Consider the following 16,176-nt stretch of genomic DNA (forward strand, 5'->3'; position numbering starts at 1 on the left):
CTTGCCAGTCAGCCGCCCTGTCCGGCCTCGACTTTCGCGAGTTCGGCCTTCCACTGCCGGAAGGTCTCCTCGGTGCGGCCGCGCCGCCAGTACCCGGAGATCGACGACGCCCACTTGGCTTCGATGCCGCGTTCCTTGCGGATGTAGGGCCGCAGGTTGTGCATGACGGCCTGCGCCTCACCGTGGATGAAGACCTGCACCTGGCCCGGCAGCCACGGGGTCTCCTTGACCGCCGCGATCAGCGGCGCGTGGTCGCCCGCCTGGTCCTCGGGCACCAGGTCGGCGCGCCCGCCACGGTAGATCCAGCGCACCTCGACGCCGTCGGGCTTCTTGAGCGGGATCTCGTCGTCGGGGCCCGCGACTTCGATGAACACCCGACCGATCGCGTTGTCGGGCAACGCTTCCAACGCGGAACTGATCGCGGGAACGGCGGCTTCGTCGCCGGCCATCAGATGCCAGTCGGCGGCCGGGTCGGGCGCGTAGGCGCCGCTGGGCCCCATCAGGTAGGCGGGCTGCCCGGGTTGCGCGGCGGCCGCCCACGGCCCGGCGACACCGTGTTCGCCGTGCACGACGAAATCGATGCACAGTTCGCGGCGCTGCGGGTCGACGTTGCGGACGGTGTAGGTGCGCACGGTCGGGCGTTTCTCGGGCGGCAGCGAGGCGAAGCTGTCCATCGTCAGCGGCTGCGGCAGGGCGGCGACGTCGATGGCGGTGTCGACGATGACGAGCTTGACGTAGGCGTCGGTGAAGTCGTTCGGGGTGAAGGTGTCAAATCCCGGACCGCCGAGCACCAGTCGGATCATGTGCGGTGTCAGCTCTTCGGTGCGCACCACTTCGAATGTGTGAATCGGACGCCCTGCCACTGTTCCTCCAAACTCGGCGACCGGTCCGTACCGGTCGGCATTTTCAACTATACGAGCGCGATATCGCCCGGGGGCCGCTACCTCGCGAGGGCCGCGGCCGCCGCCTTGGGCCGCCAGTCGGTGGTGACCAGGGCCCCGAAGTTGTCCTCGCGGTTGTCCCGGTTGGCGGTGTCGGAGTCGCGGATCGAGAAGATGAACGCCGGACCGCTGTACGGGGTCTGCGCCGCGCGCCGCAGCCCGTCGAGGATCTGTTTGGCCTGCTCCTGTTCGCTGACCCCGTCGGCGATCGGGGCGCTGGTCGGCGCACCCATCTCGGTCATCCAGATCTTCTTGTCGCCGTCTCCGTTGGCCACCATCAACTCGCGTACCCGTTCCACGTCGGACCACCCGTTGTGGGTGTCGGCCGCCAGGCCGTGCGGGAAGACATACGGATGCATGGCCATCGCGTCGAAGTACCCCTTGGCGCCGCGGTCATACATCTCGGCGACGAATGTGGGTGGCGCGTCGGGCGCAAACGCCGGGCTCAGCCCGCCGGCGAGCACCGTGCTGTCCGGCTGTACCGCCTTGACCGCCGGGTAGGCCGCCTTGAGCAGTTCGGTGTAGCCGGCCGCCCGGTCGCCGAGGTAACCCCAGAACAGCGGGATGTTCGGCTCGTTCCAGATCTCCCAGTTCGAGACGCGGTCGCCGTAGCGCTGCACCACCGTCTTGACGAAGCTGGCCAGCACCGCGGTGTCGGTCGGCGGTCCGGTGAAGTAGACGCCCGGGGCGCGGGCCCAGTCGGGGCTGTACCCGATCAGGCCGAGCACCTTGATGCCGCGCGAGAGCGCACCGTCGATCCAGTGGTCGACGTAGCCCCAGTTGTAGGCGCCCGGCATCGGTTCGACGCGGCTCCAGTCGATGAACACCCGCAGCCATGACGCGCCGGTCTTGGCCGCCGCGTCGAGTTCGCCCTCGGCCTCGTCGTAGCTCATCCAGGTCATGGGCGCTCCGACGCTGAAGCCGTAGCCGTCGGCCGGTGCGATGACCGACTCGGCGCGCGCGGTGGCTGTCTCGGCGAACAGCGTCACCGCGATCAGGCACGCCGTGACGGCGACCCGGGCGATCACGCTGCGCAGCCGCTGGTACATGGCGACAACCTACCCGAGCGCGACCGCCGCCGACCCCTCGTCGCGGCGGCGGCGCCCCCGGGTCAGCCCCGCTATCCGCGCAGATCGGACGGGTGCACCGCCAGCGGGGTGACCGTGATGTCCATGTAGGGGAACAGCGGCAGCCCCGAAAGGATCTGGTGCAGTTCGTCGTTGGTGTCGACGTCGAAAACGGAGTAGTTGGCGTACTCGCCGACGATGCGCCAGATGTGCGGCCACTTGCCTGCGCGCTGCAGCTCCTGGCAGTAGGCCTTCTCCCGGGTCACCATGTCGTCGCGCTGCGCCGGATCGAGATCCGGCGGCAGGTTGACGTCCATGTGCACGTGAAACAGCATCAGGCACCGGCCCGTTCGGGGTCGAGGACGAAGTTGTAGATGACCCTGCGCGCACCGCCGGTGTGCGGCTGCGGGTCGAGGATCAGCTCGGGTTTGACCGCGGCGGCGATGTCGTCCTCGTTGTGCGGGTCGCCGGGGAAGTACAGCTGCGCGGTGAGCAGTTCGTAGCCCGGGGCGGACACCTTGACGTGCAGGTGTGCGGGCCGCCAGGCGTGCCATCCGGCGGCGGCGATCAGCTTGCCGCAGGACCCGTCGGTGGGGATCTGGTAGGGCGCCGGCATGATCGTGCGGATCTCGAACTCCCCGTCGTCGCCGGTGGTGAACGTGCCGCGCAGGTTCCACTCGGGCAGGTTCGGCGCGAACTGCGAGTAGAAGCCGTCGGCGTCGGCGTGCCAGAGTTCGACCTTGCCCGGCAGCGGGGTGCCGTCGGTGGCGGTGATGCGGCCCTCCCACACCAGCGGGGTGCCCTGCTCATTGTCGCGCATCGGGATCGTGCCGCGCGCACCGCGTTCCGGCGACCCCGGCACGTAGTACGGGCCTTCGATCGAGCCCTTGTTGCCCGAACGGTGGTCGGTGGCGACCTCCTCGACCACGTGCTCCACCCAGACGTCGAGGAACAGCGGCCACTCACCATCGTTGCCGACGTCGATCAGCCACGCTTTGAGCGCGTTGTACTCGTCGTAGGTGACGCGGTGGCGGCGGATGGTGTCGTGCACCGCCGACAGCACTTCGCGAGCCAGCAGGTCGACCCGCTCGGCCGGGGTGTCCCTGACGGCGTCGTACGGCGACTTGTCGGCATGGAATCGCTCGGTCGCCGAGGCGCCCGACGCCGCGGCGCTGGCGGTCTGGGTGTCGGACCGATGCTCGATGCGTTCGATGGTGGTCATGGCGTGATCTCCTTCGGAATTTGGGCTGCGCTGGTCAAATGGACTGGGCGTGTTCAGTTGTCGGTGCGGTAGCGGGTGAGCTTGTCGGTGTCGATGTCGATTCCCAGGCCCGGGCCCGGCGGCACCTGCAGGTGGCCGTCGCGGATCGTCAACGGGTTCGCGAGCAGGTCGTCGGACATGTCCAGGAAGTTCGACAGCTCGCCGGCGCGGCGCGCGGTGAGCTCGAACGCCGAGCCGAACGCCACCGCACACGCGGTGCCGATCTGACCGTCGATCTGGTTGCCCATCACGACTTCCACGCCCAGCCCTTCGGCGAGGTGGTGCACCCGCCGCGATCCGGTGAACCCGGTGCGGGCGGTCTTGATGCTGATCGCGGTCGCCGACCCGCCCAGCACCTCGCGGGTGACGTCGGCCGGTGTCGGCACGGATTCGTCTGCGATGAACGGGATGTCGAGATGGGAGACCAGCCAGCGCCGGCCCTGCACGTCGTCTGCGGGGCACAGTTCCTCGGCGAACAGCAGGTCCAGGTCGGCCATGTCCTTCATTGCCCGCATCGACTCGGCGGCCGTCCAGCCGCGGTTGCCGTCGACATACAGTTCGACGGCGTCGCCGAAGCGCTCGCGCAGCGCCCGCACCACGGCGGTGTCCAGGGTGACCGGGCGCCGGCCCACCTTCACCTTGAAGGTGGTGATCCCGTAGTCGTCGTTGATCCGCTCGGCTTCGGCGACCATCTTCTCCGGGGTGTCGAAGCCCAGCATGTGGCTGACCCGCATCCGGTCGGTGTAGCCGCCGAGCAGCGCGGTGACCGGCAGGTCGAGGGTGCGCCCCAGGGCGTCCCAGATCGCCATGTCCACAGCGGCTTTCGCAGTCGGGTTGCCCACCGTACGGGCCATGCGGGTGTGCACCGTCTCGCGTTCGGTCAGCGTCAGCCCGACGAGTTGCGGGGCGAAGATCTGGCGGATCACCGCGAGGATGCCGTCCTGGGTCTCGCCGTAGGTGTAGGGACGCGGCGGCGCCTCGGCCACGCCGACGACGCCTTCGTCGGTGCGCACCCGGACCAACACGTGTTCGGCGGTCCGCACTTCGCCAGAGGCGAACCTCAGCGGTTTGCGGTACGGGATGGCGAACGGGATGGCTTCGACGGCAACGATTTTCATGGGATCTCCTCGGTGAGGGCGGCTTCGACCGGCGTGTAGGCGGCGGACAGGACGGTGACGACGGCATCGACGACGGGGTTGTCGGCGCCGCGCCGCCAGGCCAGTGCCAGTTCGATGGTGGCGCTGTCGAGCAGGTCGCGGAACACGACGCCGTGCAATGGCAGGGAACGCACCGACGCGGGCACCATCGCGATGCCGAGTCCGGCGGCGACCAGGGCCAGCAGCACCGCGGTGCCCGGCGCGGCGTGTTCGCGGTGCGGTACGAAGCCGGCCCGGCGGCAGGCCCGCGCGACGGTGTCGTTGACGGCCGAGTTCTGGCCGGTGTAGCCGATGAACGGCTCGCTGCGCAGGTCGGTGAGCGACACCACGGGTTCGGCGGCCAGCCGGTGGTCGGCGGACACCGCCAGGATCAGCGGTTCGACGTCGATGGCGCGCAGTTCGATGTCGTCGCCGACCGCGGGCGGCCGCAGCACCCCGACGTCGAGCGCGCCGGTGCGCAGACCGTCGCACTGGGCCGGGGTGAGCATGTCGGCGTGGATGTCGAGCGCGACGGCGGGCAACTCCTGGCGCACGACGCGCGCGATCCGCGGCAGGTGGGAGAACGCCGCGGTGCCGGTCAGGCCCAGCCGCAGCAGGCCGCTGCGGCCGGCGGCGATGCGACGCACCCCGCGCTGAGCTTCGTCGACGCCGTCGAGGATGCGGGCGGCTTCGGCGCGCAGGAACTCCCCGGCCGCGGTCAGTGCGACGTGGCGGGTGGTGCGGTTGAACAACGTGACGTCGAGTTCGTCTTCGAGTTGGCGAATCGCGTACGACAACGCCGGCTGCGCGACGTGCAGCTGTTCGGCCGCGCGTCCGAAGTGGCAGGTGTCGGCCACCGCTACGAAGTACCGCAGGTGCCGCAGCTCCATCGCGTCTTCCCTTCCGTGTGCGCCACTCCCGAACCGGGGTGCACTGTGACCGCCGACACCTCGACGGTATCGGCGATCATCCATAGTCACAAAGACTTGTTACGCATCTATTGATCGTCTTTGTTTATCAATCGGCACCCGAGTCACGACTAGGCATAGCCCTAGTGTGACCGGTACCACTCGCTGCGAGAGTGCAGAGAAGCATCACAATCGGCCCACTCGCTGGAGGTCCCCATGACCGCATCGCAATCCGTCTCGCCCGACCACCGCCGCGTCGCCGCCGTCCTGGCCGACGCGGTCGTCGACGATCCCGAGGCCGGGATCTACCGAGCGAACCGGCGCATCTTCACCGACGAGGAGATCTTCGAGCTGGAGATGAAGCACATCTTCGAGGGCAACTGGATCTACCTGGCCCACGAGAGCCAGGTCGCCGACCCCGGCGACTACTTCACCACCTACATCGGCCGCCAACCGGTGGTCATCACCCGCGCCAAGGACGGCAGCCTCAACTGCCTGATCAACGCCTGCGCCCACCGTGGCGCCATGATCTGCCGGCGCAAGACCGACAACCGGATGACGCTGACGTGCCCCTTCCACGGGTGGACCTTCCGCAACGACGGGTCGCTGCTCAAGGTCAAGGACCCCGACGGCGCCGGCTACCCGGATTCGTTCAACGTCGACGGTTCGCACAACCTGACCAAGGTCGCCCGCTTCGAGAGCTACCGCGGATTCCTGTTCGGCAGCCTCAACCCCGACGTGCTGCCGCTGGCCGAGCACCTCGGCGACGCCACCAAGGTCATCGACATGCTCGTCGACCAGTCCCCCGACGGCCTGGAGGTGCTGCGCGGATCGTCGACCTACACCTACGACGGCAACTGGAAGGTACAGGCCGAGAACGGCGCCGACGGCTATCACGTCACCGCCACGCACTGGAACTACGCGGCGACCACCAGCCGGCGCAGCACCGGTGAGTCCAAGAACGAGACGAAAGCTCTCGACGCGGGCGGCTGGGGCAAGTCCGGTGGCGGCTACTGGTCGTTCCCGCACGGGCACCTGTGCCTGTGGACGTGGGCGGCCAACCCGCAGGACCGCCCGCTGTGGGACAAGCTCGACGAGCTCAAGGCCACCTTCGGCGACGCCAAGGGCGAGTTCATGGTCAAGGGTTCGCGCAACCTGTGCCTGTATCCGAATGTGTATGTGATGGACCAGTTCTCGACGCAGATCCGGCACTTCCGCCCGATCAGCCCGGACCAGACCGAGGTGACCATCTACTGCATCGCCCCCAAGGGTGAGAGCGCGGCCGCCCGCACCCAGCGCATCCGCCAGTACGAGGACTTCTTCAACGCGTCCGGGATGGCCACGCCCGACGATCTCGAGGAGTTCCGTTCGTGCCAGCTGACGTTCCGCGCCGAAGCCGCGCCGTGGAACGACATGAGCCGCGGCGCCCAGCACTGGCTGTCCGGTCCAGACGAGGTCGCCGTGTCGCTGGGCATGCACGGCGTGGTCTCGGCCGGGGTGAAGAACGAAGACGAAGGCCTCTACCCCGTCCAGCACGGCTACTGGCTGCACACCATGCGCGAGGCACTGCAGAACGAATCGGAGAAGTGACGATGACGACCACCGAAGCACCGGCGACCACCAAGCTGATCACCCAGAACGCGATCGAACAGTTCCTCTACCGCGAGGCGCGCTACCTCGACGACCGGGAGTTCGAGAAGTGGCTGGACTGCTACGCCGACGACGTCGTGTACTGGATGCCGGCGTGGACCGACGACGACCGGCTCGTCGAGGACCCCACCCGCGACATCTCGCTCATCTACTACTCCAACAAGGGCGGACTCGAGGACCGGGTGTTCCGCATCCGCACCGAACGCTCGTCGGCGACGTCGATCCCGGAACCGCGCACCAGCCACAACATCTCCAACGTCGAGGTCATCGAACGGCGCGGCGACATCGTCGACGTCCGATTCAACTGGCACACCATGTATTTCCGGTACAAGACCGTCGACCCGTACTACGGCACGTCCTTCTACACCATCGACTTCACCGGCGAACAGCCGTTGATCCGGCGCAAGACGGTCGTGCTCAAGAACGACTACATCCACCACGTGGTGGACGTCTACCACTTCTGAGGTGATCCCTGTGACCGAGACCTACTCGGTGGCGCTGTCGTTCGAGGACGGAGTCACCCGCTTCATCAACTGCCGGCCCGACCAGACCGTCGCCGACGCGTCCTACCGTCAGCGCATCAACATCCCGCTCGACTGCCGCGACGGGGCGTGCGGAACCTGCAAGGCGCTGTGCGAGTCCGGCAGCTATGACGGCGGCACGTACATCGACGATGCGCTGCCCCCCGACGAAGCCGCCGCCGGGTTCGTGCTGCCGTGCAGTATGCGACCGCGCTCGGACCTGGTGTTGCAGATCGCCAGCAGTTCCGACGCCGCGAAGACCGAGGCTGCCACCTACACCGGCACCCTGACTGTGCTGCAACGCCTTTCGCAGACCACCGTCAAGATCGGCATCGAGATCCCCAACCGTGCTGAACTGGCGTTCCTGCCCGGCCAGTACGTCAACATCGCCGTGCCCGGCACCGACCAGACCCGCTCGTACTCGTTCTCCAACGCCCCCGGCGACGACGTGCTGACGTTCCTGGTCAAATTGACCCCGGGCGGGGCGATGTCGGACTACCTGGCCCAGCGCGCCGCGATCGGCGACGCCATCTCGTTCACCGGCCCCAACGGTTCGTTCTTCCTTCGCGAGGCCGACCGACCCGTGCTGCTGCTGGCCGGCGGCACCGGACTGGCACCGATCCTGTCGATGCTGCGCACGATGCGCGCCGCGGGCAGTACACGCGCGGCCCATCTCGTCTACGGCGTCAGCTCCGACGAGGATCTCACCGCAATCGACGAGATCACCGAGATCGGTTCGGCGCTGTCCGGTTTCACGTGGGACTACTGTGTGGCCGACCCGGCCAGCACCGCGCCCAACAGAGGCCCCGACCGCGCCTACGTCACCAGCCTGATCGGTCCCGAGCACCTCAACGGCGGCGACGTGGCCATCTACCTGTGCGGTCCGCCGCCGATGGTCGAGGCCGTGCGCACCCACCTGAACGGCGCGGGAATCGAGCCCACCGGCTTCTACTACGAGAAGTTCGGGCTGGCCAAGACGGGCGCTGCGACGCCCGCGGCGGCACCGTCCACCGCCGAGGCCGCATCACCGGCCGCCGTCGACGAGATCCGGCCCGCGCCCGACGCCCGCGCTGTCGCGGGCCAACCGGTGCTGCCGCCCGCCGACTTCACCCCGGCGAGCGCTGCCGTGCCCGCCGGTGATGAGAGTGTCGTGATCCGCAGCGTGGCAGGGCAACTGGTGGCTCCTCCGCTCGGTGGTGCGGCACCGTGCCCCGTCGACGAGGACGACGGACGGCTGCTGCCCACCGCCGCCCGCGGCATCGTCGGACAGAACCTCTGGCCGGCGACCGAGGTCACGCCGACGGCGGCGGATCCGATCGTCGTCAGCGACGACGGCTACCAGATCGGTGAGGAGCATCCCGAGGTCCACGAATCCGACGCGCTGTTCGAGGCGCGCTCGGCGCTGGAACTGGGCGCCCTCGAGCTGACCATGGGCCGGTTGTCGAGCCAGCAGCTGGCGGGCTACCGGTTGCTCGCCGAGTCGACGCTGCCCTACCTCGACGGCGACCGGTTCGTCGACGCCGAGCAGTACACCCAGACCAACGCGGCCTTCCACGACTACCTGTTCACACTGACCGGCAACACCCACCTGCTGCAGGCGTACCAGGCCCTCGACGTCAAGGGCCGGATGAGCGATGTGCTGCGCAACGCGACCTGGTGTCATCCCCGCTGCGCCACCGATCACGTCGAGATCGTCGACGCGTTCGAATCCGGCGACCGCGACACCGCGCGGGCATTGATCGTCGCGCACGCCGAACGCTCCAAGCAGACCATGCGCCGCGCCATGGCCGACACCGCGGCCGCCACCACGCCCGCGTTCACCACGCCGGGCCGGTTCAGCGGCAAGGTCGTCGTCGTCACCGGCGCCGCGCAGGGCATCGGGGAGCAGACAGCGCGCCGGATCCACGCCGAGGGCGGCACGCTGGTGCTGGCCGACCGCTCCGAGCTGGTCAAGGAACTCGCCGACGACCTCGCCGAGCGCGGCGGCCCGGCGATCGCGGTGACCGCCGACCTCGAACACAGCGAGGGTGCCGGCGCGGTGATCGACCAGACGCTCGCGGCGTTCGGCCGCATCGACGTGCTGATCAACAACGTCGGCGGCGCGATCAACTTCAAACCGTTCACCGAGTTCGGCGCCGACGAGATCCGCGCGGAGATCGACCGGTCGCTGATGACGACGCTGTTCGCGTGCCGCGCCGCGCTGCCACCGATGGTGCGCCAGGGCGGCGGGACCATCGTCAACGTGTCCTCGGCGGCCACCCGCGGTATCCACCGCATCCCCTACTCGGCGGCCAAGGGCGGTATCAACGCGATCACCGCTTCGCTGGCAATGGAGTACGCGGACAACGGCATTCGAGTCGTCGCCACCGCTCCCGGCGGTACCGCCGCACCGCCGCGGCGGATCTCGCGCGGCACGCCGGCCCCGGCGTCCGCGCAGGAGCAGGCCTGGTTCGACGCGCACATCGAGCAGACCGTCGGCTCGTCGCTGCTCAAGCGGTACGGCACCCTCGACGAGCAGGCCGCGGCGATCTGCTTCCTGGCCTCCGACGAGGCGTCCTACATCACCGGCACCGTTTTGCCGGTCGCGGGCGGCGATCAGGGCTGACGCCCCGGGCGCCACCTCTACCATGGTGGACGTGCCCGTCGCGCCAACCTCTTTCGTCGGTCGGGTCGTCGACCTGGACGAACTGGCCGGCCGCGTGGAAGCGACGGCCACCGGCGGGCTGCAGATCCTCGCTGTCACCGGCGAGCCCGGCGTCGGCAAGACCGCGCTGCTGCGTCAGCTGTGCGACCGGGTTCCCGAGTCCCGCTGGGCGGCCGCGCTGCCGTGGGAATCGGCCCGCGACGGCGCCGTCGTCGCCCAGCTGCTACAGCGGCCCGCACCGACGGACCCGGTCGCCGCGGCCCAGGAGATCGCCGCCGGCGTCACGGACCCGACGCTGCTGGTCGTCGACGACGCCGCACACACCGATCAGGTTTCCTGGCAAGCCCTTTCGACGCTGCTGCACCACCACCGGGCGCTACCGGTCCTGGTGGTGACGGTGTTCGACACGTACCCGGACACCGTCAGCGACATCATCGCCGGGGAGTTCGCGGTGACCGGGTTGGACCGGGCCGAGGTGGCGGCGATGGCAGCGGCGCGCGGCCGCATCCTGCACCCCTCGATGGTGGACCGGCTGGCAACGCACACCGGCGGTAACCCGCGCCACATCCGCGCGCTGCTCGACGAGGTGCCGCCGACGATGTGGACGCAGTTCGACGCCCGCCTGCCCGCCCCGCGCAGGGTCCGGGAGGAGGTCGCCGCGAAGTTGGCCGAGGCCGGCCCGGACGGCAGCGCCCTCACCGTCGCGCTGACCATCCTCGGTGAGCACGCCACACTGACCGACGCCGCGCGGCTGGCCGGGATCGACGAACCGCTGGCCGCAGTCGAAGCCGCCAGCCGGGCCGGGCTGCTGACCGGCGACCCGTTCGAACCCGCGGTGCGCGATCCGATAACGGCGGCGGCGGTCATCGATGCGCACGGCCCGCAGGCCACCGCGGCCGCACACCGGCGCGCCGCCGAGATCGCCGAGCACCCGGTGGCCCGCCTGCGGCACCGGGTCGCCGCCACCGCCGTGCGGGACCAGGGCCTGGCCGACGAAGTGGACGCACTGGCGCGCTCCCGCAGCGCGGACGGCGCGTGGCAACAGGCCGCGGTGCTGTTCCGCGATGCCAGCCGGCTGACCGACGACCCGCTGCTGCGCGACGAACGGCTGACCCGCTCGGTGGACGCGCTGGTGGCCGCCGGCGACTGCGTCGGCGCGGCCTCGCTGGTTCCCGCGGTGGAGAATCTGCGCGAAACTCCGCTGCGCAACGCCACATTGGCGTATCTGGCGATCCTGCGCGGACGTGCCACCGAGGCCGAACTGCGGCTGCACCGGGCCTGGGACATCGTCAACGTCGAACGTGACCGCGGCACCGCGGCGTTCATCGCGCAGCGCCACGTGCTGCACGCGCTCGTGCACTGCCAGGGCGACGAACTGGTGAACTGGGCCGACCGGGCGCTCGACCTCGCCGACCCCGACTCACCCGCCGGGATCGAGGCCGCGGCCATCCGCGGGCTGGGCCTGTTGGCCGCCGGTCACCCCAAACGCGCGTCGGCCGCCTACGACGACCTGCACACCCGCGTGCGCCACGGCGCCCAGGCCCAACGCGTGGTGATGGGCCGGGGCTGGGTGCAGCTGATGCGCGACGACGTCGACGCCGCCCGCGCCAGCCTGGAAAGCGCCTGCGCCGCCGCCGCTCTCGGTGGCTCGATCCGCATAACGCTGTGGTCGTACGCCTGGCTGGCGCGCACCCAGTTCGCGATGGGCGAATGGGACAGCGCGCTGCGCAGCGTCGAGGAAGGCCGCGCGCTGGCGGCCTCGAGTGGGATCGTGTTGATCACACCGCTTCTGGAGTGGACCGCCGGGCAGATCAGCGCGCTGCGCGGCGACTGGGACGCCGCCGACGCGGCGGCCCGCGCCGCCTCCGACGGGCCCAGCGAGTACGCGATGATGCGGGTGCCGACGCTGCTGCTGCGCGCGCAGATCGCCGAGGCGCGTGCCGACTACGCCGCGGTACGGCGGATCCTCGAACCGCTGCAGCGCATTTCGGCGGGCACCTCGCTGCAGGAGCCCGGGTACTGGCCGTGGGTGGACACCCTGGGCAACGCGCTGGTCCTCGACGGCGACCCGGCCGCGGCCGACACGCTGCTGCGCCCTCACGAGCAGCGCGCCAAGACCCGCGGACACCGCAGCGCACAGGCCCGGCTGGGCGCGGTGCGGGGCCGGTTGCTCGGCGCGACCGGCGACATCGCCTCGGCGTGCCGGGCGTTCGAGCACTCGCTGGCGCTGCTGGACGGTCTGCCGTTGCGCTACGACACCGCGCGGGTCAACTTCACCTACGGGCAGACGCTGCGCCGGGCGGGCAAGCGTCGTGAGGCCGACGCCGCGATCGGGGCGGCACGCGAACTGTACGCCGCGCTGGGCGCGCAGACCTATGTCGCGCGCTGTGACCGCGAACTCAAGGCGGGCGGTTTCAACCAGTCCCGGGAGAACCGCGACGCCGTCGACCTCACGCCCCAGGAAGAGGCGGTGACCACCCTGGTCGCCAAGGGCTTGTCGAACCGGGAGGTGGCCGCCGAACTGTACGTGTCGCCGAAGACGGTGCAGTACCACCTGACCCGGATCTACGCGAAGCTCGGGGTCCGCTCCCGCTCCGAATTGGCGGCGTTGCGCCGCTGACCGTCGCGCAGCGGGGCGGCGGTCCGCTCGGCGACCTCGTCGAAGCTGACACCGGGTGCCAGCTCCACGACGTCGAAACCGGTTCCGGTGACGTCGAATACGCCGAGGTCGGTGATCACGCGGCTGACCACCGCCTTGCCCGTCAGCGGCAGGTCACACGCCGACACCAACTTCGCGGCACCGGATTTGGTGACGTGGTCCATCAGCACGATCACCTTGTCGGCGCCGCTGACCAGGTCCATCGCGCCGCCCATCCCCTTGACCATCGAGCCCGGCACCATCCAGTTCGCCAGATCGCCGTTGGCCGCGACCTGCATACCGCCCAGGATCGCGAGGTCCACGTGGCCGCCGCGGATCATCGCGAAGCTGGTGGCCGAGTCGAAGAACGACGCGCCCGGGAGCACCGAGACGGTCTGCTTGCCGGCGTTGACCAGGTCGGGGTCCACCTCGTCCTCGTACGGGAACGGGCCGACGCCGAGGATGCCGTTCTCGGCGTGCAGCGTGACGGTGGAGTCGGCGGGCAGGTAGTCCGGGATCAGCGTCGGCAGGCCGATGCCGAGGTTGACGTAGTCGCCGTCGCGCAGTTCGCGCGCGGCCCTGGCGGCCATCTCGGTGCGGGTCCAGCTCATGACAGTGCCTCCTCGCGGGGTCGGGTGGTGCGCTTCTCGATGCCCTTGCGGGCGGCCTGCTGCGGGGTGAGCTCGACGACGCGCTGCACGAAGATGCCGGGCAGGTGGATCTCGTCGGGGTCGAGTTCGCCGACGTCGACGACGCGTTCGGCCTCCACCACCGTGATGCGGCCGGCCATCGCTGCGGGCGGGTTGAAATTGCGTGCGGCGGCGTGGAAGACGCAGTTGCCGGCCCGGTCGGCGACCGCTGCGCGCACCAGCGCGTAGTCGGTGACGATCGACTCCTCGAGCAGCATCTCGCGCCCGTGGAAGGTGCGGACCTCCTTGGGTGGTGAGGCCACCGCCACGCTGCCGTCGGGGTGGTAGCGCCACGGCAGCCCGCCCTCGGCGACCAGCGTGCCGACTCCGGTCGGGGTGAAGAACGCGCCGATCCCGCTTCCGCCGGCGCGCAGACGTTCGGCCAGCGTGCCCTGCGGGGTCAGTTCGACGGTCAGCTCACCGGCCAGGTACTGGCGGGCGAACTCCTTGTTCTCGCCGACGTAGGAGGCGATCACCCGGCGGATCCGGTGCGCCTCGAGCAGCAGGCCCAGCCCGCCGCCGTCGACGCCGCAGTTGTTGCTGACGATGGTCAGGTCGTCGGCGCCCTGTTCCAGCAGCGCCTCGATGAGGAACCACGGGATGCCGGCCAGGCCGAACCCGCCGACCGCGAGGCTGGATCCGGTGCCGATGTCGGCGACGGCCTCGGCCGCTGAGCCGACCGTTTTGTCGAGTGTCATTGGTGCTCCAGGTGATTCAGGATGGCGGGCGTGATGACGCCGGGTTGTTGGACGTTCGCCAGGTGCGCGGCGTCGTCGACGACCAGCAGCGTCGAGTCCGCGACGCCGGCGGCGATCTCCTCGAGCTTGGCCGGCGGGGTGGCCGGGTCGTCGGCGCCGGCGATGCACAGTGTCGGGGCGGTGATCTGCGGAAGTGATTGGTGCAGATCGAGTTCGGCGATGGCTTCGCAGCAGGCGGCGTAGCCCTCGGCGGGGGTGTCGGCGACCATGCGCTCGTGGGCGGCCCGCACCTCGGGTCGCGCGTCGAGGTGGGCCGGGGTGAACCACCGGTCGACGACGACGGCGGCGGCCACCGAGGCGGATCCTTCGGCGCGGACGGTGGCCGCGCGCTGCGTCCAGGCGTCGGCGGGCGGCAGCGCAGCGCCGGTGCACAGCAGCACCATCCGGTCGACGCGTTCGGGGTGGCGGGCGGCCAGCCGCATGGCGGTCATGCCGCCGAGCGACAGCCCGACCACGTGGGCGCGTTCGATGCCGAGCCGGTCGAGCAGCGCGACGAGGTCGTCGGTCAGGTCGTCGATCGAGTACGGTCCGTGGGGCACCGGGGAGGCGCCGTGGCCGCGGGTGTCGTAGCGCACGACGCGGTAGCGCTGGTGCAGCGCGTCGAGTTGCGGTTCCCACATCCGATGCGTGGAGCCCAGCGAGTTCGACAGCACGACCGTCGGGCCGTCGTCGCGTCCGGTGACGACGGCGTGCACGTCCACCGCGCTCATCGGATCACCTCGAACACCGCGGCCAGGCCCTGTCCCCCGCCGATGCACATGGTTTCGAGCACGTAGCGGGCGGCGCGGCGGCGCGCCTCGTAGGCGGCGGTGGCCAGGATGCGCGCGCCGGTCGCGCCGATTGGGTGGCCGAGCGAGATGCCCGAGCCGTTCGGGTTGACCCGCTCGTCGGTGGGGTCGATCTTCCACTCGGCCAGCACGGCCAGGGTCTGGGCGGCGAACGCCTCGTTGAGTTCGATCAGGTCGAGGTCGTCGAGTGAGAGCCCGGCCCGGTCCAGCGCGGCCTCGGTGGCGGCCACGGGCCCGATGCCCATCGTCTCGGGTGCGCAGCCGCTGACGTTCCACGAGCACAGGCTCAGCAGCGGGGTCAGGTCGAGCCGTTCGGCGTCTTCGCGGGTGGTCACCACGCACATCGCGGCGCCGTCGTTCTGGCCGGACGCGTTGCCTGCGGTGACGGTCGCGGCGGGGTCGACGCGGCGCCGGATCGGGCGCAGCGCGGCCAGGTGTTCGGCGGTCAGGTCGGCGCGCGGGTGCTCGTCGCGGTCGACCACGGTGGTGCGGCCGCGGGAGCCGGTGACCGTGACGGGGACAAGTTCGTCGATGAACCGGCCGCTGTCGTGGGCGGCGACGGCGCGCCGATGGGACCGCAGCGCCAGTTCGTCTTGCTCGTCGCGGGTGATGCCGTAGTCGCGGCGCAGGTTCTCCGCGGTCTCGATCATGCCGCCGGCGACGGGATGGCTTGTGCCACCGGCGGTCTCGCGGGCCCGGTCGAGCCGGTCGCGCAGGGCGATCCCGCCCTGGCGGACGCCGGTGCGCAGGCCCAGGGCGTAGTGCTCGACGTTGGACATCGACTCCACCCCGCCGGCGACGACAACGCGCGCGGCACCGGTGGCGACCTGACCGGCCGCGTAGAGCACGGCCTGCAGGCCCGAACCGCAGCGGCGGTCGAGCTGCAGGCCCGGCACTGCGGTGCCCAGGCCGGCGTCGAGGGCGGCGATCCGCCCGATCGCGGGCGCCTCCCCGTTGGGGTAGCCGTTGCCGAGCACGACGTCGTCGACGTCGTGCTCACCGAGACCGGTGCGGTCGACGAGCGCCTGCAGCGTGCGGGTGGCCAGGTCGGCGGCGGTCAGCGAGGCGAGCGCCCCGCCCATTCGTCCGACCGGGGTGCGCACGGGGTTGCAGATCACGACGTTCATGGGTTCGAGCCTATGGACCGGGCTCGATATTCTGAAATACCTATTTGA

At 70.2% G+C, this 16,176-nt stretch carries 14 protein-coding genes; 4 read left to right on the plus strand and 10 right to left on the minus strand.

Annotated features, from left to right (window positions below):
* Positions 1 to 8: 8 nt before the first annotated feature.
* The 6 genes from BHQ18_RS00540 to BHQ18_RS00565 all read right to left on the minus strand — a co-directional run bounded on the left by BHQ18_RS00540 (position 9) and on the right by BHQ18_RS00565 (position 5,295).
* Complete coding sequence (locus BHQ18_RS00540) at positions 9 to 863, minus strand: siderophore-interacting protein (protein WP_069411618.1); 855 nt, start codon at positions 861 to 863, stop codon at positions 9 to 11.
* A gap of 77 nt (positions 864 to 940) precedes the next feature.
* Complete coding sequence (locus BHQ18_RS00545; protein WP_069411619.1) at positions 941 to 1,990, minus strand: GH39 family glycosyl hydrolase; 1,050 nt, start codon at positions 1,988 to 1,990, stop codon at positions 941 to 943.
* Positions 1,991 to 2,061: 71 nt separating this feature from the next.
* Positions 2,062 to 2,343 carry a muconolactone Delta-isomerase gene (gene catC, locus BHQ18_RS00550; protein WP_069411620.1) on the minus strand — a complete coding sequence of 94 codons (282 nt, stop codon included), beginning with the start codon at positions 2,341 to 2,343 and terminating at the stop codon, positions 2,062 to 2,064.
* Entirely contained in the window at positions 2,343 to 3,230 is an 888-nt protein-coding gene (gene catA / locus BHQ18_RS00555; RefSeq protein ID WP_069411621.1) for a catechol 1,2-dioxygenase, read from the minus strand. The genes catC and catA overlap by 1 nt, the downstream gene beginning before the upstream one ends.
* Before the next feature lie 53 nt (positions 3,231 to 3,283).
* Positions 3,284 to 4,387 (minus strand): mandelate racemase/muconate lactonizing enzyme family protein, encoded by a 1,104-nt coding sequence (locus BHQ18_RS00560; RefSeq protein ID WP_069411622.1) that lies wholly within the window; start codon positions 4,385 to 4,387, stop codon positions 3,284 to 3,286.
* Positions 4,384 to 5,295 (minus strand): LysR family transcriptional regulator, encoded by a 912-nt coding sequence (locus tag BHQ18_RS00565; protein ID WP_069411623.1) that lies wholly within the window; start codon positions 5,293 to 5,295, stop codon positions 4,384 to 4,386. Before BHQ18_RS00565 ends, BHQ18_RS00560 begins: the two co-directional genes overlap by 4 nt.
* Before the next feature lie 234 nt (positions 5,296 to 5,529).
* Between BHQ18_RS00565 and benA the strand changes: the two genes are divergently transcribed.
* Genes benA through BHQ18_RS00585 form a run of 4 tightly spaced genes read left to right on the plus strand, consistent with a single transcriptional unit; the run spans position 5,530 to position 12,748 of the window.
* Positions 5,530 to 6,903 carry a benzoate 1,2-dioxygenase large subunit gene (gene benA, locus BHQ18_RS00570; RefSeq protein WP_069411624.1) on the plus strand — a complete coding sequence of 458 codons (1,374 nt, stop codon included), beginning with the start codon at positions 5,530 to 5,532 and terminating at the stop codon, positions 6,901 to 6,903.
* Between the two features lie 2 nt (positions 6,904 to 6,905).
* Positions 6,906 to 7,427 carry a benzoate 1,2-dioxygenase small subunit gene (gene benB / locus BHQ18_RS00575; RefSeq protein WP_069411625.1) on the plus strand — a complete coding sequence of 174 codons (522 nt, stop codon included), beginning with the start codon at positions 6,906 to 6,908 and terminating at the stop codon, positions 7,425 to 7,427.
* A 10-nt stretch (positions 7,428 to 7,437) separates the two neighbouring features.
* Entirely contained in the window at positions 7,438 to 10,089 is a 2,652-nt protein-coding gene (gene benC, locus BHQ18_RS00580; RefSeq protein ID WP_069411976.1) for a benzoate 1,2-dioxygenase electron transfer component BenC, read from the plus strand.
* A gap of 22 nt (positions 10,090 to 10,111) precedes the next feature.
* A complete protein-coding gene (locus tag BHQ18_RS00585; protein WP_069411626.1) occupies positions 10,112 to 12,748 on the plus strand; it encodes a helix-turn-helix transcriptional regulator in 2,637 nt (878 codons plus the stop codon).
* On the opposite strand, the gene BHQ18_RS00590 is transcribed toward BHQ18_RS00585, so the two are convergent.
* The 4 genes from BHQ18_RS00590 to BHQ18_RS00605 are packed head-to-tail and all read right to left on the minus strand — an operon-like array spanning position 12,694 to position 16,128.
* Positions 12,694 to 13,377 carry a CoA transferase subunit B gene (locus BHQ18_RS00590; protein WP_069411627.1) on the minus strand — a complete coding sequence of 228 codons (684 nt, stop codon included), beginning with the start codon at positions 13,375 to 13,377 and terminating at the stop codon, positions 12,694 to 12,696. The two genes, BHQ18_RS00585 and BHQ18_RS00590, sit on opposite strands and share 55 nt — an antisense overlap.
* Positions 13,374 to 14,153 carry a CoA transferase subunit A gene (locus tag BHQ18_RS00595; protein ID WP_069411628.1) on the minus strand — a complete coding sequence of 260 codons (780 nt, stop codon included), beginning with the start codon at positions 14,151 to 14,153 and terminating at the stop codon, positions 13,374 to 13,376. The genes BHQ18_RS00590 and BHQ18_RS00595 overlap by 4 nt, the downstream gene beginning before the upstream one ends.
* Positions 14,150 to 14,923 (minus strand): 3-oxoadipate enol-lactonase, encoded by a 774-nt coding sequence (pcaD, locus tag BHQ18_RS00600; protein WP_069411629.1) that lies wholly within the window; start codon positions 14,921 to 14,923, stop codon positions 14,150 to 14,152. Before pcaD ends, BHQ18_RS00595 begins: the two co-directional genes overlap by 4 nt.
* Positions 14,920 to 16,128, minus strand: coding sequence for an acetyl-CoA C-acetyltransferase (locus tag BHQ18_RS00605; RefSeq protein ID WP_069411630.1), 1,209 nt, complete (start codon positions 16,126 to 16,128; stop codon positions 14,920 to 14,922). Before BHQ18_RS00605 ends, pcaD begins: the two co-directional genes overlap by 4 nt.
* Positions 16,129 to 16,176: the final 48 nt, after the last annotated feature.

The sequence above is a fragment of the Mycolicibacterium flavescens genome, assembly GCF_001722335.1.
GTDB classification, from domain to species: Bacteria; Actinomycetota; Actinomycetes; order Mycobacteriales; family Mycobacteriaceae; genus Mycobacterium; species Mycobacterium flavescens.